Here is a 26,355-nt window from a genome sequence, read left to right as displayed (position 1 = left end):
CCCGCAGCTTCAGAAGAGGTCGATCTCGCCGGCCACAGGCGTCTTTTCCAGGCCTTTGAGGTACTGCTGTTCGTGCGAAGCGATGTCCCTGCTCGAATTCAGATGACGTACGCGAACGCGGCCCGTCAAAGGGAAGTACTGCACGTGGCGCGGGCAGGTATCGCCCACGTCCTCGGAAGTCACGCGCAAACCTTCGTTCCTGAGGAACTCGCGCACAAAAGTCACATTGTGATCGCCGACGTCGGTCAGCGTCCTCAACACGCGGCCGCCGCCGAAGATTTTCACTTCGAGATCGGCGCGCGTGCCGCCCGCCTTCAGGATGCGGTTGATCAGCTGTTCCATCGAAGCGCTGCCGTAACGCGTGGCACGGCCGGCGGCGCCGGTTTCCCACGTGTCATGACCATTGCCGCTCGGCCGCGGCAACATGAAATGATTCATGCCGCCGATGCCGAGCTTAGGATTGCGGATGCAGGCCGACACGCACGAGCCCAGCACCGTGTCGAGCACTTCGTCGTAAGTGGTCACATAGAAATCGCCCGGCAGCAGCTTGGCGATCACCTGGCCCTGGGAATTGGTGTAGCGGCGGATGTTCTCGAAACCGGGCAGCGGCCGGGCCAATGGCGACTTATCCATTGAGGCCCCCGTTGCGGCGGTAGATGGTCTTGCCGACCAGCTTGAAGGGAGCGGTGCCTGCATGAATGGATTCCGAATGGCCGATGCACAGGTAACCGCCGGGCGCGAGCATGTCGCTGAACCGGCTCACCAGTTTCTCGCGCGTCGGCTGGTCGAAATAGATCATCACGTTGCGGCAGAAGATCACGTCGAACGGGCCTTTCATCGGCCAGGTGTGCAGCAGGTTGAGCGTGCGAAACGTGATCATGGACTTCAGCTCCGGCTTGGCCACCGCGCAGCCCAGGTGCTCGCCGCCGCCCTTCTGAAAGAATCGTTTGAGCCGCTCCTGCGAAACGCTCGACATGCGATCGAGCGGATAGATGCCGGAGGTGGCGGCGGCAACCACGTCGCTGTCGATGTCGGTCGCCAGGATCTTGAAATCGTAACGTGGCGAGGCTGGCAGCACTTCGGCGGCCACCATGGAAATGCAATACGGCTCCTCGCCGGTCGAGCAACCCGCCGACCAGATACGCAGGCGTCGGGAAGCGGCATTGCGCTGCATCGCTTCGGGGAGCATGTACGAGGCCAGCGCCTCGAAATGATGATTCTCGCGAAAGAACGAAGTGACGTTGGTGGTGATCGCGTTGATCAGGCCGACCAGCTCTTCGGGACCCGCCTCGCGCAGGTATTCGCAATACGCTTCGTAGCTCGGCAGCCCGAGCTCGCGCAGCCGCCGCGCCAGTCGCCCCTGCACCAGCTGGCGCTTGTTGGGACCGAGCACGATGCCGGCGTTCTCGCCCACCACGTGGCGGATGAAATCGAACTCGGCGTCACCGAGCTGAGGTCCATAGTGCGCGGCGTCGGAAGTCGAAGCTGAGGAAGCTGGAGTCGGCATATGGACGGGTTCGCGGGTGAACAACGGCTCGCAAGGAAGGCTCCTCGCGAGCCGTCAGTCACTTGTCATCGGCTCAGGCCGCAGGATTCAGCGCCACACCCGTGACGTCGGCCCCGATCAGTTGATCGATGTCGAGCAGCATCACCATGCGACCCGACACTGAAGCCAGACCTTCGATGAACTCGGTGCTCACGTGCGCGCCGAATTCCGGCGCCGGCTTCACATCGTTGGCGGCCACGTCGATCACGTCGGACACGCCGTCGACCACCACGCCGAAATCGCGACGGCCGATGGGCGACTGCACCGACAGCACGATAATGACCGTGAGCGGGGTGTACTCGGCATGCTGCAGGTTGAAGCGCATGCGCAGGTCCACGATCGGCACGATCGAACCGCGCAGGTTCAACACGCCAAGCACGTGGCTGGGCGCCTGCGGAATACGCGTGACCGGAGACCAGCCACGAATCTCCTGCACTCGCAGGATGTCCACGCCGTAGGTCTCATCGCCCAGGGTGAAGGTCAGCACCTGGTTGGAACCGGCCGCGGCGGCGTCGATCTGCGCAGCAACTTGATTGGTCATGAAACAAACTCCAAAGCTGCCTGGTGCATCGCCGGCGACCGGCCGGCGTCAATTGACAGCGCTCATTAGGTTTATCGGCGTGCGCCGGTGCGGAATGAGTAAGACATTCGCTGCATCCGGCGTGCGCCGGCTCCGGTCGCCCGCAGGCGGGCGACCGGAGCTGACGATTAGAAATCGCTCCACTGACTGTCATCGCCGCTGGCGCGAGCCAGAGGCGCTGCGCTCGAGCGAGCGGGTTTGCCCGGGGCGCCCAGGCCAGCCTTGCGGACCGCGGTACGCGGCTTGGCGACAGCGGTCGGAGCGATACGGACGACTTCTGCGGAGGCGTGCGGGCCCGAGCCGGTGATGCCGCTGCCATCGGCCCGGCGGAAATATCCGATCTGCGAGACCAGCGTGGCCGACTGCTGTTCCATGGACTTGCTGGCCGCGGACGCTTCTTCCACCAGCGCAGCGTTCTGCTGCGTGACGTTGTCCATCTGGCTGACGGCGTTGTTGACCTGCTCGATGCCGGCCGACTGTTCTTCGGAAGCGGCGGCGATCTCGGCCACGATGTCGGTGACTTTCTTGACGCTTTCCATGATTTCCGAGAGCGTCTTGCCGGACTCGTCGACCAGCTGCGAGCCGACTTTGACCTTGTCGACCGAGTCGTTGATGAGACCTTTGATCTCCTTCGCGGCACTGGCGCTGCGCTGAGCGAGGTTGCGCACTTCGGTCGCGACCACCGCGAAGCCGCGGCCCTGTTCGCCGGCACGCGCCGCTTCGACCGCCGCGTTCAACGCCAGCAGGTTGGTCTGGAAGGCGATCTCGTCGATCACGCCGATGATGTCGGCGATCTTGCGGCTGGAGTGGTTGATCTCGCCCACCGCTTCGATCGCCCGCTGAACCACGGCGCCGCCCTTCTCCGCCTGTTCGCGAGCGCCCACGGCCAGCTGATTCGCCTGGCGCGCGTTGTCCGCGTTCTGTTTCACTGTGGCGGTCATCTCTTCCATGCTGGACGCTGTTTCTTCCAGCGCGGCCGCTTGTTCCTGCGTGCGCTGAGAAAGATCGTCATTACCGTGCGACAGCTGGCGAGCCGCCGCGCCGACCGCATCCGCGCTGCCGCGCACGCCGCCGACGATTTCCACGAGCTTGCCATCCATGCGCTTGAGCGCTTCGAGCAGGCGACCCAGCTCGTCGCGGCTGTCGACGCGCACGTCGTTGCCCAGCTCGCCATTGGCGATGCGATCGGCGATGTTCACCGCCGCGTTCAGCGTGCTGACGATGGAGCGAATGATCAGGAAACCCAGCAGCGCCGACAGGCCGATGCCAACCACGATGGCGCCGATGATCAGCGCGCTCGCCTTCTTGAAGGAGCTGTCCGCCTCGGTGCGCATCTGCTGCGCCACTTCGATCTGCGTCTTGAGCAGAGTGTCGCCGGCGGAGTTGAGCTTTTCGTAGGCAGGGCGCGCCTTTTCGATCAGCGCGCTTTCAGCCGGGCTGAAGTTGCCAGCCTGTGCGGCCAGCAACGCTTCCTGCACGTGATTGAGCACTTCGCTGCCGTGAGCGCGGAACTGCGCGACGATCTCGCGCTCCTTGTCGGTGAGCTCGGTGGCGTCGAGCTTGCGCAGCAGCTCCTTCACCGCGCCTTCGCGCTCCTGAAGCAGATCCATGGCCGCCCTGATCGCCGAGGCATCCTGCCGGATGACCACTTCCTCGGCTTTTTCGAGCACCGCGCGCTCGTGGGTCTCGATCTCACCGACCCAGCCCGTGGGCATGAAGCGATTGGAGAAGATCGCATCCAGGTCGGAATTGGAGGACTTGGTGCCGCCCAGACCGATGACACCGACCAGGATCATCACGATCCCCGCCAACGCCAGCGTGGTGAACAGCTTGGCCTTAACTGAAATATTCCACGTATTCATGACGACGATTTCCTTAGCTCCGCTTTCTCGAGCCCCAACTTGCTTTTGTGAACCCCAAACATTCCATGCTCGCGCCTGATCCACCCGGCTATCCGTACGGGCACTCCGGTCAGGCGCGTTGCGGCCGCCCGGGCGGCCGCACTAAATCAGGCCGCCATCCTCTGCGTCGCGACGCGAATCAAGCCCGGCACATCCAGGATCAGCGCCACCGCGCCATCGCCCAGGATGGTGGCGCCCGAGACGCCGTCGACGCGCCGGAAATTCGTTTCCAGCGATTTGATGACCACTTGCTGCTGGCCGAGCAGGTCGTCGACGAACAGGCCCACCTTGCGGCCCTCGCCTTCCACGACCATGATCAAACCTTCGTGCAACTGCTTGGTGCGCGGCTCCAGGCCGAACAGTTCGTGCAGGCGGACCACCGGCACGTACGCGTCGCGGAACCAGAACACTTCACCCTGGCCGGCGACGCGATTCACCATGCCCTGCTTCAACTGCAAGGACTCGATGATGGTGATCAGCGGCACGATGTATGTTTCGGTGCCGACCGCCACCGACTGACCGTCGACGATGGCCAACGTCAACGGCAGCGTGATGATGAAGCGCGAGCCCTTGGTGGGCGTGGAGCGCACTTCGATGGTGCCGCCCAGCTCCTTGATATTCCGACGCACCACGTCCATGCCGACGCCGCGGCCGGAAATGTCGGTGGTCTGCTCGGCCGTGGAGAAGCCTGGCAGGAAGATCAGATCGTAGATCTGCTCCTCGCTCAGCGGGTCGTTGGCGCCGACCAGATTGCGCTCGCGCGCCTTCTTGAGAATGCGCTCCTTGTTCAAGCCGCCGCCGTCATCGCCCACTTCGATGGTGATGCTGCCGCCCTTGTGATAAGCGTTGAGGAACACGGTGCCGTTCGGCGTCTTGCCGCCAGCAGCACGCACATCGGGCATTTCGATGCCGTGGTCGACGCTGTTGCGCACGAGGTGCACCAGCGGATCGCCGATCTTTTCCATGACCGTCTTGTCCAGCTCGGTCTGGTCGCCGGTCATCTTCAGATCGACCTGCTTGCCCAGACGCTGGCTCAGATCGCGCACCATGCGCGGGAAGCGGCTGAACACGAAGCTGATCGGCAGCATGCGCACCCGCATGACGCTTTCCTGCAGCTCGCGAACGTTTCTTTCCAAAGCGGCCAGGCCCGAGCGCAACTGCTCGGCGGCCGCGCCGCTGAACTTGCTGCCCAGCTGGGTCAACATGGACTGAGTGATGACCAGCTCGCCGACGGTGTTCATCAGCTCGTCGATCTTTTCGGTGCTGACGCGGATCGAGCCGCCATCGGTCATCTGGCCCGCTTTCGGAGCAGCCTCTACTCCCGCACTCGGTGCAGCCGGTGTTGCAGCCTGGAGCGCCGGCTCGGCGCTCGGCTTGGCATCGGCGATGTTTACTACATTGGAAGGCTTCACTTCCGGGGCCGCAGCCGGCGCGACCGCAGGCGCAGCGGCTACTGGCGCAGTCTCTTCAGTGATCTCCAGGTCGCAATCGCCTTCAGCCCAATCGAACACACTGCTGATGGCTTCGCGCTTCACATCACCGTCGAGCGTGAGCTCCCAGGCGAGATAGCACGATTCGGGTTCGAGCTCTTCCAGCGCCGGCAAGGCATTGCCGTCGAGCTTGACGGTGAGCTGACCGAGCTCGCCCAGTTCGCGCAGCATGCGCAACGGATCGTTGCCGTGCACGAACAGCTGCGGATACGGACGGAACATGATGCGCCAACGGTGCGCGGCGGCCGGCTTCGCTGCTTCGACCGGAGCGGCAGCGGCTGGCGCCGGAGCAGGCGCGGCGGCGGGCTGATTCTTCTGCGCGATCGCCAGTTCCAGATCGAACTGCAGGTCGGCGACCTTCTGTTGATCGATGGCTTCCTTACGCTGCACCGAGCGCAGCATGTCGCGCATCACGTCCACTGACTTCAGCAGCAGATCGGTCACGTGCCGCGTCACCTGCATGCGATTGGCGCGCAGTTCGTCGAGCAACGTTTCGCAGGTGTGAGTGAACGAGGCGACTTCGGAGAAGCCGAAAGTCGCGCTGCCGCCCTTGATGGAGTGAGCGACGCGGAAAATCGTTCCGATCAGCTCCGGCTCGGGCGCGCCCGGGTTGAGCTGGAGCAGAGCCGCCTCCATCGAATCGAGCGCTTCGAAGCTCTCTTCGAAAAAGGCATCGTGAAATTGGGCGAGATCGATGGCCACTTTTGTATTACCTCAGCACGCGATGCATGGTCGCCACGAGTTGCGCCGGATCGAAAGGTTTCACGATCCAGCCGGTGGCGCCGGCGTCCTTGCCTTCTTTCTTACGGTCGGGGCCCGCTTCGGTAGTCAGCATCAGGATGGGAATGTGTCGGTAGGCGGATTCGGCGCGCAGCGCGCGAATCAGCTGGATGCCGTCCATCACTGGCATGTTGACGTCGGAGAGCACCAAATCGAAACCGGATTGCCGCGCGATATCGAGCGCTTCCTGGCCGTCGCCGGCGGAAGTCACATCGAAGCCCGCGCTGGTCAGCGCGATGCGGACCATGTCGCGCATCGAAGGCGAATCGTCGACGGCCAGAATCCGCGTCATGCGGCTACCTCTTTCGGCTGCCAGCGCAGCAGCTCACCCACGCCGAGCAGGCGCACCGCGTCGTGCAGGGCTTGCGATTCGCCGCGCCACACGACGCTCTGATTGCGACCGCTGCGGTCGCGCACGAAGGCGCACAGCAGTTGCATGGTCGCGGTGTCGACACGTTCGACGGCGCTCACGTCGAGAGTCACTTCGGTGCTCTGCTGTGCGAGCGCGCACAAAGACGTTTTAAGCGCTGCGGCATCTTTGACGCTGCAGTTGGCGGCGAGGACGATGAGGGGCTCGACGGGCCGCGGGGGTTCGTTCGCAGCCGGCTCGGCTTCGGCGACTGTTTCTGCCGCGGCCTGCGCCGGCTTCGACGCATGACCAGATTCGCCGCTGTGCACTGAGTCCGGCGCTTCGGGAACGGTCGTTTCGGCGACATGTACCGCCGCGACCGCTTCAACGAAAACGGCTTCGCTCACGGCGTTTGCGGAATCGGCCGCTTCACTAAGTACATTTCCAGCGGCGGCATGCGCCGACTCAGTCACACCATCGACAACGGCTTCGGCCACGCCATGCGTTGGCTCGGCCGCTTCAACAGGAATCTCTACGGCAGCCGCGCCGGCCGACTCAGCCGTTTCATCAAACACGGCGTCGCTCGATGCGCGCGCCGACTCCGACGTCTCAACGAGAGCGGCGTCGGTAGCAGCGGGCGCCAGCTCCGACGTTTCAACGAGAGCGGCTCCGCTCGTGACAGGCGCCAGCTCGGACGCTTCAACGAGAGCGGATTCGCTCGTAGCCGGCGCCAGCTCCGACGCTTCAACGAGAGCGGACTCGCTCGTAGCCGGCGCCAGCTCGGCCGTTTCAACGAGAGCGGACTCGCTCGTAGCCGGCGACGACTCGGACATTTCAACGAGAGCAGATTCGCTCGTAGCCGGCGCCAGCTCGGACGTTTCAACGAGAGCGGATTCCCTCGTAGCCGGCGCCAGCTCGGACGTTTCAACGAGAGCGGATTCGCTCGTAGCCGGCGACGACTCGGATGCTTCAATCAGAGCGATGTTAGCGGCGGCGTGCGTCGACTCAGCCGCTGCATCAAGAATGCTGTCGGTCGCGCTGTGCGCATACACGGACGATTCGACAGAAAGCGCTTCGGCGGCGCTAACCGACTCGGCCGTTTCAGTGAGAACGGTGTCGGCCGCGGCGAACTCGGACGTCGCAACAACCACGGCGTCGGCCCCGGCGAATGCCGACTCAGACGTCTCAATGAGAGCGGCTTCGGTCGTGGCGGACCCGGCCGTCTCAACAAGAACGGCTTCGGCCGCAGCGGACGCGGACGTTGAAAAGAGGTCGGCTTCGACGGCGACCACGGTGTCGGCGGTGGGGTCGACCCATTCGGGGGCAGTGGCAAGGGACGCGTCGGCGTCCATCCAGGCGGACGCCTGGGCAAGAAGCTGCTCGGCGGCGGCGTGCACGGACTCGGCGGTCTCGGCGACGACCGTCTCGGCGCTGGAATCCGCAAACGCAGACGATTCCACGCCAGAGGCATCCATCGACATCACAGGGGAGACAGGCTCAGCAATCAACGCATCAACCGCGACCGGGCTCAATTCATTGACAGACTCGGCAGCAACCACAGCCGGCGTTTCGACGACAACAGCTTCGACGCTCGACGCCTGAACGGCGCGTGCGGCTTTGGCGGATCGTTTGCGCTTGCTGTTTTTCATGAGGCTCTTGTTACTGATTTCACAGATTCGGGATTCATATCGGCATGCAGCATGGTTGCTTTAGATGGGCTTTGAGTGAGCCACGTCGCACTACTTGACCGTGGTCGCCTCAAGCTCCGGGTTTCCCTGCCGTTAAATAAGTGAAGCAGTTCACGTTGGAGTTCGTGCTCACACCGAGCGGCGGCATCATGCGTATCGACCTGGTGGACTTTCGCGGTACCAGCCCGGCCGGGAGCAGCACCCCGAGCCTGCTGTCGGAGTGGCGCGTTGGCGCGCTCCTGCAGGCCGTCGCAGTGCGCGACGCCGCCAGCGGTCAGCTGTGGCTCGACATCGGCGGCCAGCGCCATTCGGCCCGCCTGGCGAACGGCAACAACGCCGGCCCGGCCAACGGCGAGGTGTTACAGGTCCGCGTGTTACGTAACAGCCCGGTGCTGGCGCTGGAGACACTCTCCTCCGCCAGGCCCGTCAGCGCCGACGCAACGGTGGTAGCCGACGCCATGCGCCGCTTCGTTCCACGTCAGGAAAGCGCAGCGTTGATGCTCGCGAATCTTTCCTGGCTGGCGCAGGGAAAGCATGGCGCAGCCCAGTTGCCGAAGGCCGTGACGCAGGCAGCAACTCAACTCTGGCAGGCACTGCCTGATGCCGATTCCCTCAGCGACCCTAAAACATTGGCCAGCGCCATCCAGCGCTCCGGCGCCTTCCTGGAAGCCAACCTCGCCGATACCTCGCGCGGCCTGGCCGACCCCAAAGTGCTGGTCAACGATTTGAAAGCACTGATGCTCACCTTGAGCCGCACCCTTCGCGAGCACGGCGCGCGCCCGCATGCGGCGCATTCCGAGAGCGCAATGAATGCGCCCGTTCCAACAGCTCGCGGACCTTTAGCTGCACTCAACGCAGCACCGGCGACGTTCTCGATGATCGAAGCCGCCGATCAGCAGCTCAATGAACTGGCGCGTCAGACCGACGGCGCAATCGCACGCCTGACCACAACGCAGATCGGCAACGCCGCCCCCGATCCATCGGTGCAGGCGATGCTGGTGGAATTACCGGTGCGTCACGAAGACCGCGCCTCCATGCTCCGACTGCGTATCGAGCACGACGGGTCGCGCAAAGATTCCGGCGGCGGCGACTCGTGGAGCGTGGAAGCAGCGATGGACCTCGGACCGGTCGGCGCACTGCATGCGAAAGTCACATTGACCGGTCATCGCGTCGGGGTGCAACTGCGGGCCGAATCGCCCGGCATCGTCAATGCTTTGTCCGCCCGGGCCGGCGAGCTCGAAGCCATCCTGCGCGATGCGGGACTCGAGATCGATCGGATCGTTTGTTTGCACGGCATGCCCGCTGGCGACACCGGCGCACGCGCCGCCCGACTCTTGGACGTACGAGCATGAGCGAACGTCCTCGCCCTCCGATCGCCGTCGCGCTCCACTACAACGCCAGTGGAAGTGGCGCGCCACGTGTCGTCGCCAAAGGCGGCGGCGACATCGCGGAAAAGATCATCGAGACGGCTCGCGAACACAACGTGCCGCTGCAGGAAGATGCAGCGCTCGCGGGCGCGTTGTCGAAACTGGATATCGGGCAGCAGATTCCCAAAGAGCTTTACGTCGCAGTCGCGCACGTGCTGGCATTTGCCTGGTCCATCGCCGGCAAGGTTCCGCCCGCGCCAGGCGCCGCTCGGCCGGAGCATCAGCCGCCGTCATTGCCCTTGCTTCCTGGCTCGTCCGCGCGCTGGTAACGCCCAAAAAAAATGGCCGCGAGTCCGTGCGGCCGACCGAGGATTTCGTTTCTAAATCAGCCCACCACACTCAGCAGCGAGCCACGCTTGCGACCGGTTGGCTGCGGCTGCGGAGCCTGCGCAACCTGCTGCTGCTGAGGCGCCGCCTGCCAGGACTGCACCGGCTGACGCTCCTGCTGGCGGGCGTGCCAGTTGGCGACTTCGGGTTGCGACTTGGCAGCGTGCAAGCGAGTGAGCAACTCCGCTTCATGACGCGTGATGCCGCAATTCGCGACCAGATCTTCGACGCTCGAACCGTTCTTCGCCATGCGCATGGCGAGGTCATAGCCGCGCGCCTGCGGGGTAGCGACCGCGGCCATCTGCGGCCGACGCGAATCTGTTTCGACACGCTCGCTCATCGATTCGATGCGGGCGCTCATGACACTCACCGTCTCGTGCAGGCTGCGCACTTCAGCGAAGGTGCGTTCCAGCTGTGCACGCAGCGCTTGTGAATCGCGCTCGTCCGCGCGGCGCCAGCGAGTGAACGCCAACGCAAACACCCAGAACGCGCCGATCAGCAGCACGCCGCGGACCGCGATCAGCACGGCCTCGAACGAGGGGTTGGGCAGAATCTCAAACATCGCGACTCCCGTGACTTGGATCACATTCGAACGCGGCCATCGCTTGGGCTGGCGGCGTCAAACCTTTGGCGCGAGCCGCGGGTCTCCACAGAATAGGAGCAGGATGCGTGCCACCGGCGGGCCACGGAGTCCCGACGTCTCCAGGGCGCTGTAAGCTTTTGCGACCTGGTTATCGTTTGGGGTTATTGTTTGGCGCTGCGCTCCGCCCGCAGCCGCTCCAGCGCCGCCCACAACGCTGCTTCTTCGGTATCGAGGCAGCGAGCATGTTCCGTCGCCAGCTCTACGTCACCGGCGCGAGCCGCCTCCTCGATGGCGCCAGCGCAGCGGCTCATCGCCGTCGCCCCAACATTGACGCTCGCACCCTTCAACGCATGCGCTTCGCGCATGATCTGCGTCGAGATACCGGAATTCAGCGCGTCTCTGAGGCGCGTCAGGATCCTTTGCGCGCTGGCGCGAAAGGTCGCAAGCAGCTCGTGCTCGAATTCCAGGTCGCCATCGGTCATTTCGAGCAGGTGCTCGCGATCGAGCACCAGGTCCTTCATCGTCACAGGCTATCGCCCCGTCGATCGTCACTGGACCGCCAGCAAAATCTCAACGCGAGGCCGACGCCATCCTGGGTGTTACTTATTCTCCTGTTTGCATGCGAGCGGCCACCGCCTCGGCCCGCGCCTGCTGCAGAGCCTGACGCATGAAAGCGAAATGCGATGGCCCGGCGTGTCTCTGTAAATGTGCCAAGGCGGCGTCGGTGAGTGCAATGGCGCCATCGACGTCGCCCATGCGGCGCTTGAGTCGCGCGGCGTCGGCCGCGAGCTGCAAGTAGTCGATATCGAATCCTTCGGGCGCCTCGATCGGTCCTTGCTGTGCAAGCGCGCCGCGAGCCGTAGGCAGATCGTTGTCGGCCAGCGCCACATCGATGACTGCGGCAACGTAGGAGTCTGCCTTCTGAGCCGGCGTTCCATAAAAGGTCGGCAATTGCGCCACATGGGCCAATTCGGCCTTGGCTTCAGCGACCTTGCCGAGCGCGACCAGCGCGCGAGCGCGCACGGCGCAGTACTGAACGCCGTTGGGAACAAAACGCCTGCCGAACTCCAGCCAGTTCTCGGCGTACGGTTCGAGCACCTCGAGTGCACGTTCCGGATATCCCTCCTGCAGCAGCCCCGTCGCCTTGTAAACAGCGGTATCGAACTCTACCGCGGTCGGCTTCGCCACATGTTCGGGCGTGAGCACCAGATCGAAATACTCGTGAGCCTGCTGGATCCGGCCTGCCTGATGCAAAACCTGACCATACAGACCGAGGTGAATGCGCGTGTAGAGCGAAACATCGCCGGCATGCTGCCGCAGCAGTTCCACGCCTTTCTCATAATCGCGCAAAGCGTCATCCACCCAGCCCAGGTTCATCTCGCAGAACGCGGCCCATGCATAGCTCGCGCCCAGGTCGCTGAACGCCTGCAGGCCGGCACGCTCGAACACCCGAATCGCGGCTTGAAACTGAGTCACCGCGCGGCGCATGTCACCCTGGGTTCTATACAACTGGCCGAGCGCGAATACCGAGTTGAAGTGACCTGGGTCGTTGGGATAACGCTCCTGGAACAACTTCGTCGCTTCACTCACGAGCCGCATCTCGCGCTCGGGATCTCGCGTGAACTGCGCGATCGTCGTTCCCAACGCGCGTGCCCGTAGCAGTGACGTGTGATCGTTGCGGGCATCGAGAACTTGCAACGCCTCATCGCGCGCCGCGCCCGCTTCTTCGCCTCGGCCCAGCAAGCGCCCCGCCGTGGCCATGCCGATCAAGGCCTCCACGTATTCGTCGCTGTGAGTGAGGTGCAATTCCCGGGAGATTTTCACCGCTTCACGGGACAGCACGCCGGCTCGCTCGAACTCGTTGATATCGAGCAGCAGTCGTGCAACCGTGTTCATCACTTCGATGCGGACCGATGGCGCATCGACAAACTGATGCAACACTTTGTCGCTAGCGTCCACCAGCAACTCGTGGACGGACATGTTGCGCGCTTTGAGCGCATCCGGCTGCAGACGCGTGTTCTTTTCGAACAGCGCCGTAAGGAACGACTGCACGGCGTGCTGTTTGCGAACTTCTTCCTGAGCGATGCGCGTTTGCTCGGCCGCGATCCGCGCTTGCCAGGTCGTAGTCACGATGCCGGCGACCAACGCGACCGCGCCCAGGGACGCTGCGGTCACCGCATATTTGTGCCTGCTCATGAACTTGGTGGCGCGATAGCGCAGCGAATCGCCGCGGGCTCGCACCGGCATGCCGTCGAGATAGTGGCGCAGGTCTTCCGCGAACTGATCGACGCTCGGATAGCGACGCTCGGGCTCCTTGCGTAGCGCCATCAACAGCACGTTGTCGAGATCGCCCTGCAAGGCGCGTTTCATTCGCTTGCGTGAAATCGGGGTGTATCCGGCGTCAGCGGCGCCGGGCCGCGCCCAGGTATCGTTCACCGCGGTGCTCGGTTTGCTCGGTGCCGAGTCGCTGAGAATCTCGACCGCTCGTTCTGCGGCATTGTCCTCGCGATAAGGACTGCGCCCCGTCAGCAGGCGATACAACACCACGCCCAACGAATACACATCGCTGGCGGTCGTGATGGGATCGCCGCGCACCTGTTCCGGACTCGCATACTCCAGCGTCATCACTCGCACGTGAGTGGCGGTCATGTCGGAGACGACGGACTCGGTGGCGGCTTCGGTTTCGAGCAGCTTGGCGATGCCGAAGTCGAGCAGCTTGACCGTGCCGTCCGCGGTCACGAGGATGTTGCCGGGCTTCAGATCCCGGTGCACCACCAGGCGCTGGTGAGCGAAACTCACCGCCGCGCAGACCTGCAGGAACAAGCGAACCCGCTGGGTGACGGTGAGCTGACGCTGTTCGCAATAAAGGTCGATGGGCTGACCGTTGATCAGTTCCATCACCAGATACGGCACCCCCTCCTCAGTCGCGCCGCCATCGATCAGGCGCGCGATGTTGGGATGCTCGAGCTGGGCGAGGATCTGCCGCTCGGAACGAAATCGCCAGGCGACGCGGGACGCGTCGTGATCGACGCGCACCAGTTTGATTGCCACTCGCGCGTGATAATGATCGTCGGCGCGCTCGGCCTGATACACCTCTCCCATACCGCCACGGCCGATCAGCTCGATCAGCCGATATGGCCCCAGGCGCGAGCCAATGCGTAGCTTGGGAAAAATGGGTTCGGTCATGCTGAGAATGCGGCTGCCCACTCTGCGGTGGGATCGAGCGCTATTCTGGCACGAGATAGGCGCAGCGATTGCGGCGCATGCCGCAAAAAATCTGGTTGAACGCCTGCCGGCTCGCACCAGGAACACTGGAGCGCCGGTTTTTTTTACGTTATGGACGCGCGCGTCAGGCAATTGCCTAACGCATCAGCCTTCGAACTCCAGCGCGAACAGCTTCACTTCGTCCTGCTCGGCCATCTCGATCATGCGTTTGAAGTGCATGCCACAGCTGTGCAGCACCTTGATCGAGCGCTCGTTGTCGGGCGAAGTGATAGCCAGAATGCGTGGCAGCCGGTGCTCGCGATGACCGTACTTGAGCACGGCCGAAGCCGCCTCGAGCGCGTAGCCCTTGCCCCAGTGCTCCGGCAGGAACGCGTAGCCGATGTCCGGGTCCGGCAACGTATCGCGCTTGAGCAGTCCACAGGAGCCGACGGCCACGCCGCTGTCCTTGAGCTCCACCAGGAACATGCCGAAGCCGTAGAGCTCGTACATGTGCAGTGGCCCGTTCCGCAGATGATTGCGCGCATCTTCGAGATTGCGCACGTGCTTGTCGCCGATGTAGCGCAGCCACGCAGGCTCGTTGACCAGCCGCAGAATGAACCCGGCGTCTTCGAGCGTCAGCCGGCGCAACACCAGTCGTTCGGTTTCCAGTACGCGCATGGCATCCCCCATTTGGGTTATGCGAGCCATGCTACAGGCTTTCCAGAACCCGCATCAATTCGCTCGCAGTGTGGCTCCAGGTGAAACGCCGCGAGCGCTCCAGGCCCGCGGCCACCTTGGCGGCGCGCAGCTCCCGATCGTTGAGCAGCCGATCGATGCCGGCGGCGATGGCGTCGACCGATTCGGGATTCACCAGCACGGCGGCATCGCCGGCGATCTCCTTGGTGCCGAACCGATCCGAAGTGAGCACCGGGCAAGCGCAGGCCATCGCCTCCATGATGGGCATGCCAACCGACTCGTACAACGACGGCAACAACAGGCCCTCGGCCAGCTGATAGAACGCCGGCAGATCTTTATTCTCGATCCAGCCGGGCCACTTGACCCAGTCGGCGATCTTCTGCCGCTTCGGCTCGTCCAGCTCGTGCTCGGACAGATATCGATTGCCGCCGCCGGCAATCACCAGCGGCACGCCCTGCGCCGGCCCGACCTTGGCGTAGGCCTGGATCAGGCGAGTGAAATTCTTCGGCGGGTACACCGCCCCGCAATACAGGAGAAAACGCTCCGGCAGGCCGAAACGCTTGCGCGTTTGCTCCAACTGCTCGGGCGACAGCCGCGCCCGGAAGCCGTCGCTCAGGCCCGAATAAATGGTGTGGATCCGCTCCCGCGGCACATTCAAATATTTTCTCAAGTGCTCGGTGGTAATTTCCGAGACGGAAATGAGCGCATCGGCCTTGTTAGCGTAGCGCGGCACCAGGTAGCGATGACTGAGCCGGTCGAGGAAGGCCGAGGCCTGGGGCATCGCGTACCAGTCCATGCCGTGACACACCCACGACGTTTTGCATCTGGCGCGCAGCGGAATGGAATATTTTGGATTGAACAGTACGTCGATGCCGTGATCGCGCACCGCGCGCGGCACCTTGATCTGATCCCAATATAGAATCGAGCCGCCTTCCAGCAGTACTTCCTGCACGCCGTCCACGCCCTGATAGGTGCCAAGGCGCTGACGATTGCGAAACAACAGGATGATTTCGTGTCGGCGATTGAGCTCGATCAGCGAGCGCACGACTTCGCGGGTGTACACCTTCACCCCGCCCTCGTGCTGGTCGAAGTGCCGCAACATGATCCCTAAACGCATGGTTTCAACTCAACGCCCGATTCCGTCCGCCGTCAATGGGCTCGAAAGGCAGTGAACTGCTCGCGATACTCGGGCAGCGAGCTGCTGTAAAAAGCTTCGGCATAGCCGCCCCGAGATCCCTCGGGGTTGAGCAAGCCGGCCGATCGATGCGCGTTCAGGCCGATGCTGGCGTGCAGATAGTCACATTGCTGCAGCTGGCTGCGATATTCCTGCAGCGCCTGTTTCTTGATCTCCACCGTGCTGTCGATGCGCACCAGGCAATTGGGAAACAACGGCGTCCACACTTCGTAGCCCATGCACTGGAACTGCAACGACGTGCCCGACGCCGCGTCCAGCAGCACCTGGCTCGCGGCGCGATGGTCGGAGTGCTCTTCCAGATAGAACGGCAAATAAACGATGTCCGGCTGCTGTCTGAGCAGCACTTCGCGCAGCTTCTCCGCCGCCCAAGTGCATTGGTCGAGCGCGCCGTCCTCGGCGTCCAGGCACACCATGCGATTGACCCCCAGCCGGTGCAAGGCCGCACGCGCCTCGGTGGTTCGAAGCTCGATGAACTCCTGCTGCTTGCGTGCGCGCTCCTCGCCATACATCGTGTTTATCTCGCTGTTTCCGTTGCGACCATCCGTGAGAAACACGACCGTAATCTGCGCTCCTCGTTGTGAGTGCAATGCCAACGTGCCACCGCAGCCGATCGCTTCATCGTCCATGTGCGGCGCGAGCACCAGGACTTTTTCGCCGCCCGGCTGCCACACCATGGCCGAATGGTTGTAGACAGCGGAGACTTGCAGCAGCCCTGAGGATTGCAAGTACGGGCGGGCCGCGCGGCTCAGACGTTTCAACAGGACTTTGGTGAGCAGATTCATACGGGCTCGGGCGTGCGCGAAGTCCGGCGCAGGGCGCCGAACAGATTGCCAAAATACAGCAGGTCCACCAGCAGATAGGAACAGACCAGCGCAGCGATGGTCGCTTCGATGCCGAACAGCGGCGTCAGCCCCACCGTCAGCAACACACAAACGACCGTGCCGAGGGCGATGCGGATGGCACGGGCGACGTTCAGATTGGCCGAGAGCATCAGGCGGCCCAGCACGATCTCGATGCCCTGGGCCAGCACGATGGCCGCCATCGCGGCAATGATTGCTTCGGCGCCCGCGAAACGCTCGCCCAGCACCGGCACGAGCAGCGGTGGCACCGCCAGATACATTGCCACGGCAAGCACCAGCGCGAGCCCGAAGCCGATCATGAGCGCCTGGCGTGTCAGTCTTTGAAATCCCGCTGGATCGGCGAAGGCCTGGCACAGACGCGGATACGCCGCGACGCCGATGAACACGAGCGGCAGACACGCAACCTCCACCAGTTTGAGTCCGGTCGTGTAGATGCCAGCGGCGGCCTCTCCCACTTGCAGGGACAACGCGATCACGCCGATCCGGTTGAGCAACTGGCCGAGCAGGCCGGTGGCAGCGAAGGACCACAAGGTACGCGCGCCGTCGAACACGACCTGACGCGTGAGGTTTGGACGCAAGTGCGCCTTGAACGAAGCGGCCGAGCGCAGCGCCAGCACGAACATCAACAGACCGCCGCCGGCGAACGCCGCCGAAGCCGCGTACAGCGACCAATGAAACACCAGGATCAGTACGCCGGTGATGACGAAGGCCGATCCTCTGCCCAGCAGATTGATGACCGCTGGCGGCAACATTCGCTGTTCGGCCATGGCCGGCACGAACAAGGTCGCAGAGAACGCCGCGCCCAGCTGATAAATCGTCATCGAAACGATAATGGCCAGCAGCTGCGGGGAGGGCTTTGTGATCCACAGATAACCGAGCAGCACCACGATCACTAGCAAAGCGATGCAGACCTGCGCCCCGAGCAGATTCGCAATCAATGCCGGCCGGCGCTCCGACGGCAGGCGCCCATACTCACGAACGCCGTACTCATCGATGCCCAGTGTCGCCGCGTAATAAACCAGGCCAGCCAGCGCGAAGCCGTAGCCGTATTCGCCCGTGCCTTCCGGACCGAAGGTGCGCGACACCGCGAGAAACAACAGAAAGTTGAGCAGGTCCGCACCGACGCGGCACGCCAGCAGCGCAATCGCATTGCGCCCGGTTCGACGTCCCAGCGAGGGTTCGGAGGCAGTTGAGTTCATTGACCCGCTTCGAGTAAGACGCTGCAGCGTCTTGTCCGTTATGCCGCGAGTTCGCGTCGCGGGTGGGCTGTTAACGCGCCGCATTCACGGCGGTTCCCTCCCGCAGCACGCGGCTGCGCGACCGGTCATGAACGAAATATTATCTGATGCCGGGCGAGACGGGCGGCATGGGGACTGCTGTCACGGCGGGAGCGACAGTCGCCTGAACTGTGGTGGCGGCGGGTGGGGGCGCGGAGTCGGTTTCCGCCTGGCCGCGCTCCTTGCCGTACTCGCCTTCGGGCAAGCCGCCGCCGCTCAATATCACCAGCAGCACGCGGCGGTTGAGATTGCGGCCCTGCTCGGTGTCGTTGCTCTGGGCCGGCCGATATTCGCCCAGGCCGACGATCGCCAGGCGTCGCGGATCCATGCCGTTCTGAGTGAACAGGTGGACGACGCTCGCGGCGCGCGCCGCCGACAGCTCCCAGTTGGAGTTGAACGCCGCCGAGCGGATCGGCAGGTTGTCGGTGTGACCTTCGACGCGAATCGGATTGGGGAAGGGTTTCAAGGTCAGCGCCAGCTGCCTGAGGATGCCCTGCGCTTGCGGCGACAGAGTCGCCACGCCGCTGGGAAACAGAATGTCGGTGCGAATCTCCACTTCCACCCACACGCCATGCCGGCGCACCACGATCATCTGATCGCGGATCAGCTCGCCCATGGCCCGCTCGACTTCGGCGGCCACGCTCTCAAGCTCGAACATGGCGGCCGCGCTGTGCTCGGCGTCGTATGCGTTGTTCGCAGGATTGCCCGGTCCGTGACTCATCAGATCGGACACTTTCAGCGGCGGGGATTCGAGCATGCTGCGCGGCTGCCCGTCGAGAATGGCCTGCTGCACGATGGTCATGTTGATGTCGGCGCCCGAACCGACGCTCTTCTCACCCACCTGAATCGGCTGCAAGGTACGCGGCGAGCCGCGAAACGCGGCCACCAGCGAGTCGGAAAGGATTCGATACTTGCCCTCGTTGACCGAGGACATGGCGTACATCACCACGAAAAACGCCAGCAGCAGCGTGACCAGATCGCCATAGGGAATGGCCCACGCTTCGTGGTTGGTGTGCTCTTCGTGATGTTGTCGACGACGACCCATAAAATAGAAGTGACTAGTGACTGGTGACTAGTGACTGGTGACTGGTGACTGGTCAGAAAAACGCATGTCGATTCCACCTCTGACTAGTCATTAGTCACTAGTCACTAGTCACTTCTTAATGCAGATAGCCCTGCAGCTTCGCTTCGATGCTGCGCGGATTCTCGCCCTGCGCGATCGAGATCATGCCTTCGATCACCATCTCGCGGGTCTGACTCATGGCCTGGATGGCCACCTTGAGCTTGCTTGCCGCGGGCAGGAAGAACAGGTTGGCGATGCCGATGCCGTAGATGGTCGCGACGAACGCCGCCGCAATGCCGTGACCCAGCTTGGCGGGATCGGCGAGGTTCTGCATCACGGCCATCAAGCCGAGCACCGCGCCGATGATGCCCAAGGTCGGCGCATACACGCCCATGCCTTCGAACACTTTCGCGGCGCGCGTGTCGGCCTGCTCGCGCGTGTGCAGGTCCACTTCGAGCACGTTGCGAATGATGTCCGGCTCGCTGCCATCGACCACCAGCTGCAAGCCCTTTCGCACGAAATCGTCTTGCTCGCGTTCAATCAACGATTCGAGGCCCAGCAAGCCTTGCTTGCGAGCGGTATTGCTCCACTCCACCATCTTGTTGATCATGGTGTGTCGCTGCACGGCCGGCGGCCGGAAAATCCAGGGCAGGATGGACAGCGCGCGTTTCATCACATGCAGCGGCGTCTGCAGACAGATCGCGGCCACGGTCCCGACGATCACGATCATGAAGGCGGCGCCGGACAGCAACGAATGGATGCCCGCGCCCTTGAGCACGGCGCCGACACCGATCGCGCAAAACGCGAGCACCAAACCGACGAGCGAAAGAATGTCCATGGGGCGAGTCTCGATCCTTGCTGCTTAGCAGGTCATCGCACTGGTGAGGTCGATCGCCCTCGAGCGAACCTCACCTCGCATCACATACCGAGCCCGGCGAGCAGAGAATCCACGTCGGACTGGCCGCTGACCGAAGGACCGTTGTCGACCCCCGGCACCGCCGGACCGAAGCCGCGCGACATGGAGTCTTTCATTGCCGGCGCTGCTTGCTGCCCGGTGCGCGACAAGCGCACCAGATCCGCCAGCGCGGTCTCGAGCTCCGACACCAGCTTCATCACGCCGCGAATGATCTGACCCGACAGGTCCTGATAACCCTGAGCCATCAGCACTTCGGTGAGATTGCCGCGCACTTTGTCCATGTCGGCGCGCGAGTCATCGAGGAACGCGTCGAGCTTGACGACCATGGAACGGAACTCTTCGACCTGGATCTGGCGTGCGCGGAACCTGGTCCACATGCCCACGATGTCGTTCGCGCCGCGTGCGGTGCGTTCGGCGAGCGGGCCGCACTGCTCGACCAGGTCCATGGTCTTGTGCGCGGCTTCGTCGGTCATTTTCAACACGTGGTCGAGACGGGCGCGGGCGTCCGGCACTTCCTTTTCGGCCAGATCGACCAGGCGCGAGTCGACGCTGAAGCGATCCAGCGCCGATTGCAGATCGCCGGTCAGCTTGCGCAGTTCGGTGAACAGCGTGCGCTCGCGCCGATGCACGAGCATGTCGAGCTCGGAGAGAAACAATCGCTCGTCGCCGGCGGCCAGCGCGCCCGCCAACGTGGCTATGTTCGAACCGTACTCCGCGCGTAGCGCATCAATGCCTGAAGTCATTTTGGTCAGCTCGATGATTCTCAACAGGGTGTCGCGTGCAGCCTCATGCCGCGCGCTGCTCCAAGATCTTGTCGATCTTTTCCTTGAGCGTGACCGCGGTAAAAGGTTTGATGACGTAGCCGTTCACACCGGCCTGCGCCGCTTCGATGATCTGCTCGCGCTTGGCTTCGGCGGTCAGCATCAGCACCGGCAGCTTGGCCAGCTTCGGATCGCCGCGCACCGCCTTCAACAGGTCCAGGCCGGGCATGCCGGGCATGTTCCAGTCGGTGATCAGGAACTCGATGCCGCCCGACTGCAAAATGGGCAGCGCGGTCTGGCCGTCGTCGGCTTCCTGCACGTTGGCATAGCCGAGATCGTTCAACAGGTTCTTGATGATTCGACGCATCGTCGAGAAGTCGTCGACCACCAGGAACTTCATATCTTTGCTCACTTCAGCTCTCCTAACTCTTCAGATCCGGCTCTCGACGCGGTCCCGCCAATCCGCCAGTCGCGCCTTCAAACGCACCAGTGCCTGTCCATGCAGCTGGCAAACCCTCGATTCGGTCACTTTCAACACCGCGCCGATCTCTTTCAGATTCAGCTCGTCGTCGTAGTACATCGACATCACCAGCCGCTCGCGCTCGGGCAGTTCCTTGATCGCGCCCGCCAGCGCCGAACGGAAACCGTCCTCGGTGGCGTCGAGGAACGGATCCGCGCCCTCATCTTCCACGCGACCCAGCAGCGACTCCTCATCGCCGCTCGAGTCGTCGAGACTCGCCACGCGACAGCTCGCCGCGTCCTGCGCGATGCGGTGGTACTCGTTGAGCGACACACCCATGCGCTCGGCGATCTCGTTATCGCGAGCTTCGCGACCGAACTCCGCCTCGATCTCCCGAATCGCCGCGGCCGCTGCACGCGCCTTGCGATGTACCGAGCGAGGCGCCCAGTCGAGCTTGCGTAACGCATCGAGCATCGCGCCGCGAATGCGAATGCCCGCATACGTCTCGAAACTCGCGCCGCGATCCGCCGTGTAGTTGGACGCAGCCTCCAGCAGGCCGAGCATGCCGGCCTGGATCAGATCGGATACCTCGACCGACGCCGGCAGACGTCCCGCCAGGTGATAAGCAATGCGCTTGACCAACTCGGCATGACGCACCACCAGTGCATCTGTGTTGCTGGACGCGGCGGCCTTGTAAGCGCGCAAGCCGCTCATCGCACCACCTCCAGGCGCACCTGGGGACGACGCACCAGCCGCTCCACGAAAAACTCGAGGTTGCCCCTCGGACCCTCCGGCACAGGCCACTTATCGGCCTTCAACGCCAATTTCTTGAATGCGCGCGAGGCGGGAGCGGCGGGGAATGCGATCACGACGGGACGCTGTTCACGAATCGCCCGGCGCAGGTAGGGGTCTTCAGGGATTTCCCCAACGTATTCCAGGGTGACATCCAGGAAACGAGTGGTGACTCGCTGCAATTTCTCGAACAGAGCGGCGCCCTCGCCGGGTGCACGGGCCATGTTCGCAACCACCTGGAACTTGTTGACGCCGTGATTGCGGCTCAACACCTTGGCCAACGCATAGGCGTCGGTCATGGAAGCGGGCTCGTCACACACCACCAGCAGCACGTGCTGGGCGGCTTGTGTGAACTGGACCACACTGTGCGCGATGCCAGCGGAGGTATCGACGATCAGCGTGTCGACCTTCGAGCTGATGTTACTGAACGCCTGCACCAGGCTCAGATGCCGCGCCGCCGACAAGTTGGCGAGCTCGGCCACGCCCGAGGCGCCCGGCACCACTTGAATGCCATGCGGCGATTCCAGAATGATTTCTTCGAGCGTGCGCTCGCCGTTCAGCACGTGCGCCATGGTGTAGCGAGGCGACAGGCCGAGGAACACGTCGACATTGGCGAGCCCGAGATCGCCGTCGAGCAGCATCACACGACGGCCGGCCGAGGCCAGCGCGGTTGCCAGGTTCACTGACACGCTGGTCTTGCCGACGCCGCCTTTGCCGCCGGTGACTGCAATCACCTGCACCGGCCCGGGGTTGGCCGCGCGTTGCAGTCCGATCGATTGAATGGATTCCATAATTTTCTAAATCAGCTAGTGGTCGAGATCAGCGATGAGAAATGAAAAACGTCAGGTTCATGCGATGGCGTGAGCCACGGTGCCGAAGCGGCGACGTAACAAGTCCTCATCCGCTGAGGCGCCAGACTTACGAGACAAATCGACGGCACGCGCGATCAGCTGATGCGCGCGGGCGGGAGCGAGATCTTCCGGAACGCGCTGTCCTTCGCTGACAAAGGTCACCGGCAGGCGCGCGCGAATCAGAGTGGAAATGGCGCCGCCCAGGCTGGTCGCTTCGTCCAGCTTGGTCAGCATGCAAGTGGTGGCCTGGGCTGGGGCGAAACGCTGCACGGCTTCTTCGATCGCACCGGCCTGCGCGGCAGCGGACAGCACCAGCGATGTTTCGATTCGCTTGCTCGAGGCCGCGATCAACGCGAGTTCCTGCTCCAGGCGCGGATCGCGCGGGCTCAGGCCGGCGGTGTCGATCAGCACCAAACGTTTGTCTTGCACGTGTTCGAGCACACTCGCGAGCTCGGCGGCGCCGTCGATCGCGTAGGCCGGCACGCCCAGCAGGCGGCCGAGCGTTTGAATCTGTTCCTGTGCGCCGATGCGGACCGAATCCGTCGAGATCAGCGCGACATCGCGCGGGCCATGACGGAGCACCCAACGAGCGGCGAGCTTGGCGATCAGCGTCGTCTTGCCGACGCCGGTTGCGCCGACCAGCGCGACCACGCCGCCGCTGTCCATCCAGCGCTCGCCGGTGGTTTCGATTTTGCGAGCCAGGAGGGCCAGGGCCAGGCGATTCGCTTCCGCGAATTCCAGGCGCGTCGGCATCTGGGTCACCAGCTCGGTGGCGAGATCTTGGGCGAGACCGAGCTGCGTGAGTTGTTTGAGCAATTCCGTCTGAATCGGCGAGCGGCGCGCGAGATCGTTCCAGGCCAGAGTGGCCAGCTGTGTTTCCAACATGCGGCGCAGGGTGCGCAGCTCTTCGTTCACGTCGCTGCTCGCGTCGATCAGGTCGAGCGACGGCAGCTCCACGTCGCGCACCGGATCGGATTCGACCGCGTAGCCTCGCATCGATGCGTAGCCGGTGCCTCGGTCGTCCGCAAAGTGCCGGGGCAGCTCGGCGCGCTCGCTCGCGTATTCACTTGTTGGGCGCTTTTTCGAAGCGCCACCGAACAAGGCCGTGTCGTGCTGGGCGCGCGCCGGTGCACTCTTGGAAACATCTCGGCCACTCTGAGCCGGCGCGGCGAAGCTATCTTCCTTGCCGCGGCGATCCGCACCGTACGTATCGACCAGGCCACTCTGAGCCGATGCGCCATAAGAAACATTGCGGCCCGCGCTCGCGGTCAACTGCTCCGTCGCCGCCTCTTCCCCGTCGTAGTCGATGGCGGCGACGACTTCGACGCCACCGGCCACGCGACGGCTGGACAAGATCACTGCGTCCGGACCCTGCGCGTCGCGCACCTGGCGCAACGCTGTCCGCATGTCCGCCGCACGATAATGTTTGATCTTCATAGGTTACAAGCTCTCAACGGCCGACCGCGGTGACCAAACGCACCTTGCGGTTGTCCGGAATCTCATTCCACGCGAGCACGTGCATGTTCGGCACGATGGAGCGCATGAAGCGCGCCAGCGTCTGCCGCAGCTGCGGCGGCACGAGCAGCACCGCCGGCTCACCCGTCAGCTCCTGACGCTGCGCGGCTTCGGCCAGACGGCGCTGCATGCGTTCCGCCAGGCCCGGCTCGAGACCCGGCGTCGCGGCGTTGCTGCCCGACAGCGAATTCGTCAACAGTTGCTCCAGCTCCGGCTCGAGTGTGATCACCGGCAGCTCCGTCGACATGCCCGCGATGTCCTGCACGATCTGGCGGCCCAATGCGACACGAACCTGCGACTGCAGTTGCGCCGGATCCTGCGTGCGAGCCGCGTGCTCGGCGAGCGTCTCGACGATCGTGCGCATGTTTCGAATCGGCACGCGTTCCGCGAGCAGACCTTGCAACGTGCGCACCACGGTGCCCAGCGGCAGCAGGCGAGGCGTCAAATCTTCGACGAGCTTCGGCGCCGTCTTGGCGAGCGTGTTCAACAGGTGCTGCACTTCTTCATGGCCCAGCAGCTCGTGAGCGTGCGTCTGAATCACGTTGCTGAGATGTGTGGCGATCACGGTGCTCGCATCGACCACCGTGTAGCCGAGCGTCTGTGCGTGATCGCGCATCGAAGGTTCGATCCACACCGCTTCCATGCCGAAGGCCGGATCGCGCGCTTCGATGCCGGTCAGCCGCCCGAACACCTTGCCGGGATTGATGGCCAGCTCGCGCTCCGGATAGATCACGCCGTCGCCCACCGGCACGCCGGCCAGGTTGATGCGATACGAGTTCGGCGACAGATCGAGGTTGTCGCGGATGTGGACGGTCTGGACCAGGAATCCCAGATCTTGCGTAAGCTTGCGACGCACGCCGCGAATGCGCGCGAGCAGATCGCCGCCCTGCGCTTTGTCGACCAGCGGCACGAGTCGATAGCCGACTTCCAAGCCGATGATGTCGACCGGCTGCACGTCGTCCCACGTGAGTTCCTTCGCATCATGAGCGGCCGGCGGCGGAGCCGCAGCAGCCGCGGCTGCAGCCATCTCTTCTTGCGTCGGCTGCTGCTGGGCGCGCTTGTGGAGCATCCACGCACCGGCGCCGCAGATCGCGGCCATCATCAGGAACGGCAGGTTCGGCATGCCGGGAATCAAACCCATCACGCCCAGCACGCTCGCCGCGATCGTCAACGCACGAGGCTGACCGAACAACTGCCGCGACAACTCACCGCCCATGTCCTGCGCGCTCGACACGCGAGTGACGATGATGGCCACCGCGGTGGAGAGCAGCAGCGCCGGAATCTGAGCGACCAGACCGTCGCCGATGGCGAGCAGCGTGTAGACGCGAGCGGCGTCGCCAAACGACATGTCGTGAGCCATCATGCCGATGGCGAGACCGCCGACCATATTGATGATCAGGATCAGGATGCCCGCGGTCGCATCGCCGCGAACGAATTTGCTGGCGCCGTCCATCGAGCCGTAGAAGTCGGCTTCCTGACGCACTTCGGCGCGACGGGCGCGGGCGTCTTCCTGAGTGATCAGTCCGGCGTTGAGATCGGCGTCGATGGCCATCTGCTTGCCGGGCATGGCGTCCAGGGTGAAGCGCGCCGTCACTTCGGAGATACGGCCCGAGCCCTTGGTCACCACGATGAAGTTGATGATGGTGAGAATCGCGAACACGATCACACCGACAGCGTAGTTGCCGCCGATCACGAACTCGCCGAACGACGCGATCACCTTGCCCGCTGCGTGCCCACCCGTATGACCGTTGAGGAGCACCACTCGTGTCGAGGCGACGTTCAATGCCAGGCGCAACAACGTGGCGAGCAGCAGCACCGTCGGGAAAATCGCGAATTCCAGCGGCCGCCGCACGTAGAACACGACCATTACCACGATCAACGACAGCGCGATGTTGAACGTGAACAGCACGTCCAGCGCGATCGGCGGCAACGGCAGGATCACCATCGCCAACGCCGCCAACATGGCCACCGGCACTCCGATGCCAGATTGCATCAGTGCTTTCAAATCGAGCTTGGGGGCGATCGCGGCAGCCATCGTGGGTCTGGGTCGTCGGGCGTCGTCAAAAATCCGTTGTCTGGTCCTGGCGTCGGTAT

At 63.6% G+C, this 26,355-nt stretch carries 24 protein-coding genes; 2 read left to right on the top strand and 22 right to left on the bottom strand.

The annotated features are described in order from the left end of the window. Positions 1-9: 9 nt before the first annotated feature. The 7 genes from JM946_RS26875 to JM946_RS31420 all read right to left on the bottom strand — a co-directional run bounded on the left by JM946_RS26875 (position 10) and on the right by JM946_RS31420 (position 8,205). Positions 10-633 (bottom strand): chemoreceptor glutamine deamidase CheD, encoded by a 624-nt coding sequence (locus JM946_RS26875; RefSeq protein WP_203170535.1) that lies wholly within the window; start codon positions 631-633, stop codon positions 10-12. After that, positions 626-1,507 (bottom strand): CheR family methyltransferase, encoded by an 882-nt coding sequence (locus JM946_RS26870; protein ID WP_203170534.1) that lies wholly within the window; start codon positions 1,505-1,507, stop codon positions 626-628. Before JM946_RS26870 ends, JM946_RS26875 begins: the two co-directional genes overlap by 8 nt. 73 nt (positions 1,508-1,580) lie before the next feature. After that, complete coding sequence (locus JM946_RS26865; RefSeq protein ID WP_203170533.1) at positions 1,581-2,087, bottom strand: chemotaxis protein CheW; 507 nt, start codon at positions 2,085-2,087, stop codon at positions 1,581-1,583. 167 nt (positions 2,088-2,254) lie between these two features. Next, entirely contained in the window at positions 2,255-3,988 is a 1,734-nt protein-coding gene (locus JM946_RS31090) for a methyl-accepting chemotaxis protein (protein ID WP_203170532.1), read from the bottom strand. A gap of 146 nt (positions 3,989-4,134) precedes the next feature. After that, positions 4,135-6,219, bottom strand: coding sequence for a chemotaxis protein CheA (locus JM946_RS31425; protein WP_203170531.1), 2,085 nt, complete (start codon positions 6,217-6,219; stop codon positions 4,135-4,137). A 7-nt stretch (positions 6,220-6,226) separates the two neighbouring features. Continuing rightward, positions 6,227-6,589 (bottom strand): response regulator, encoded by a 363-nt coding sequence (locus JM946_RS26850; protein ID WP_203170530.1) that lies wholly within the window; start codon positions 6,587-6,589, stop codon positions 6,227-6,229. Further along, complete coding sequence (locus tag JM946_RS31420) at positions 6,586-8,205, bottom strand: STAS domain-containing protein (protein ID WP_203170529.1); 1,620 nt, start codon at positions 8,203-8,205, stop codon at positions 6,586-6,588. The genes JM946_RS26850 and JM946_RS31420 overlap by 4 nt, the downstream gene beginning before the upstream one ends. Before the next feature lie 230 nt (positions 8,206-8,435). Here JM946_RS31420 and fliK point away from each other — a divergent pair, with 230 nt between their 5' ends. Together fliK and JM946_RS26835 are read left to right on the top strand one after the other, a co-directional pair. Next, positions 8,436-9,686, top strand: a complete 1,251-nt coding sequence (fliK, locus tag JM946_RS31415) for a flagellar hook-length control protein FliK (RefSeq protein WP_203170528.1) — start codon at positions 8,436-8,438, stop codon at positions 9,684-9,686. Next, positions 9,683-10,030 (top strand): EscU/YscU/HrcU family type III secretion system export apparatus switch protein, encoded by a 348-nt coding sequence (locus tag JM946_RS26835; protein WP_203170527.1) that lies wholly within the window; start codon positions 9,683-9,685, stop codon positions 10,028-10,030. Before fliK ends, JM946_RS26835 begins: the two co-directional genes overlap by 4 nt. 56 nt (positions 10,031-10,086) lie before the next feature. Here JM946_RS26835 and JM946_RS26830 read toward each other — a convergent pair whose 3' ends face one another. The 15 genes from JM946_RS26830 to flhA all read right to left on the bottom strand — a co-directional run bounded on the left by JM946_RS26830 (position 10,087) and on the right by flhA (position 26,296). Beyond that, complete coding sequence (locus JM946_RS26830) at positions 10,087-10,650, bottom strand: DUF2802 domain-containing protein (protein ID WP_203170526.1); 564 nt, start codon at positions 10,648-10,650, stop codon at positions 10,087-10,089. Between the two features lie 182 nt (positions 10,651-10,832). Beyond that, positions 10,833-11,192: an Hpt domain-containing protein gene (locus JM946_RS26825; RefSeq protein ID WP_218043132.1), complete on the bottom strand. Its 360-nt coding sequence runs from the start codon at positions 11,190-11,192 to the stop codon at positions 10,833-10,835. A gap of 82 nt (positions 11,193-11,274) precedes the next feature. After that, positions 11,275-13,857 carry a serine/threonine-protein kinase gene (locus JM946_RS26820; RefSeq protein WP_203170524.1) on the bottom strand — a complete coding sequence of 861 codons (2,583 nt, stop codon included), beginning with the start codon at positions 13,855-13,857 and terminating at the stop codon, positions 11,275-11,277. A 183-nt stretch (positions 13,858-14,040) separates the two neighbouring features. Further along, a complete protein-coding gene (locus JM946_RS26815; protein ID WP_203170523.1) occupies positions 14,041-14,553 on the bottom strand; it encodes a GNAT family N-acetyltransferase in 513 nt (170 codons plus the stop codon). Between the two features lie 31 nt (positions 14,554-14,584). Continuing rightward, complete coding sequence (locus JM946_RS26810) at positions 14,585-15,688, bottom strand: glycosyltransferase family 4 protein (protein WP_203170522.1); 1,104 nt, start codon at positions 15,686-15,688, stop codon at positions 14,585-14,587. A gap of 32 nt (positions 15,689-15,720) precedes the next feature. Further along, complete coding sequence (locus JM946_RS26805; RefSeq protein WP_203170521.1) at positions 15,721-16,548, bottom strand: PIG-L deacetylase family protein; 828 nt, start codon at positions 16,546-16,548, stop codon at positions 15,721-15,723. After that, the gene (locus tag JM946_RS26800; RefSeq protein ID WP_203170520.1) at positions 16,545-17,825 is read right to left on the bottom strand and encodes an oligosaccharide flippase family protein; all 1,281 of its coding nucleotides are present in this window, start codon (positions 17,823-17,825) and stop codon (positions 16,545-16,547) included. The genes JM946_RS26805 and JM946_RS26800 overlap by 4 nt, the downstream gene beginning before the upstream one ends. 139 nt (positions 17,826-17,964) lie before the next feature. After that, a complete protein-coding gene (gene motD, locus JM946_RS26795) occupies positions 17,965-18,948 on the bottom strand; it encodes a flagellar motor protein MotD (RefSeq protein WP_203170519.1) in 984 nt (327 codons plus the stop codon). 115 nt (positions 18,949-19,063) lie between these two features. Beyond that, on the bottom strand, positions 19,064-19,804 hold the full coding sequence (locus JM946_RS26790) for a flagellar motor protein (protein WP_203170518.1): 741 nt from the start codon (positions 19,802-19,804) through the stop codon (positions 19,064-19,066). Positions 19,805-19,884: 80 nt separating this feature from the next. Beyond that, positions 19,885-20,625 carry a protein phosphatase CheZ gene (locus tag JM946_RS26785; RefSeq protein ID WP_203170517.1) on the bottom strand — a complete coding sequence of 247 codons (741 nt, stop codon included), beginning with the start codon at positions 20,623-20,625 and terminating at the stop codon, positions 19,885-19,887. Between the two features lie 43 nt (positions 20,626-20,668). After that, the gene (cheY, locus tag JM946_RS26780; protein ID WP_322110986.1) at positions 20,669-21,055 is read right to left on the bottom strand and encodes a chemotaxis response regulator CheY; all 387 of its coding nucleotides are present in this window, start codon (positions 21,053-21,055) and stop codon (positions 20,669-20,671) included. An 18-nt stretch (positions 21,056-21,073) separates the two neighbouring features. After that, positions 21,074-21,817: an RNA polymerase sigma factor FliA gene (locus JM946_RS26775; protein WP_203170516.1), complete on the bottom strand. Its 744-nt coding sequence runs from the start codon at positions 21,815-21,817 to the stop codon at positions 21,074-21,076. Beyond that, positions 21,814-22,686, bottom strand: coding sequence for a MinD/ParA family protein (locus JM946_RS26770; protein WP_203170515.1), 873 nt, complete (start codon positions 22,684-22,686; stop codon positions 21,814-21,816). The genes JM946_RS26775 and JM946_RS26770 overlap by 4 nt, the downstream gene beginning before the upstream one ends. Before the next feature lie 57 nt (positions 22,687-22,743). Continuing rightward, on the bottom strand, positions 22,744-24,183 hold the full coding sequence (flhF, locus tag JM946_RS26765) for a flagellar biosynthesis protein FlhF (RefSeq protein ID WP_203170514.1): 1,440 nt from the start codon (positions 24,181-24,183) through the stop codon (positions 22,744-22,746). 13 nt (positions 24,184-24,196) lie between these two features. Beyond that, entirely contained in the window at positions 24,197-26,296 is a 2,100-nt protein-coding gene (gene flhA / locus JM946_RS26760) for a flagellar biosynthesis protein FlhA (protein ID WP_230980003.1), read from the bottom strand. Between the last annotated feature and the right edge of the window lie 59 nt (positions 26,297-26,355).

The organism is Steroidobacter gossypii (assembly GCF_016801985.1).
Lineage (GTDB): Bacteria > Pseudomonadota > Gammaproteobacteria > Steroidobacterales > Steroidobacteraceae > Steroidobacter > Steroidobacter gossypii.
Note: the sequence above shows the minus strand (reverse complement) of the source record. Positions and strands in the feature narration are given on the sequence as shown.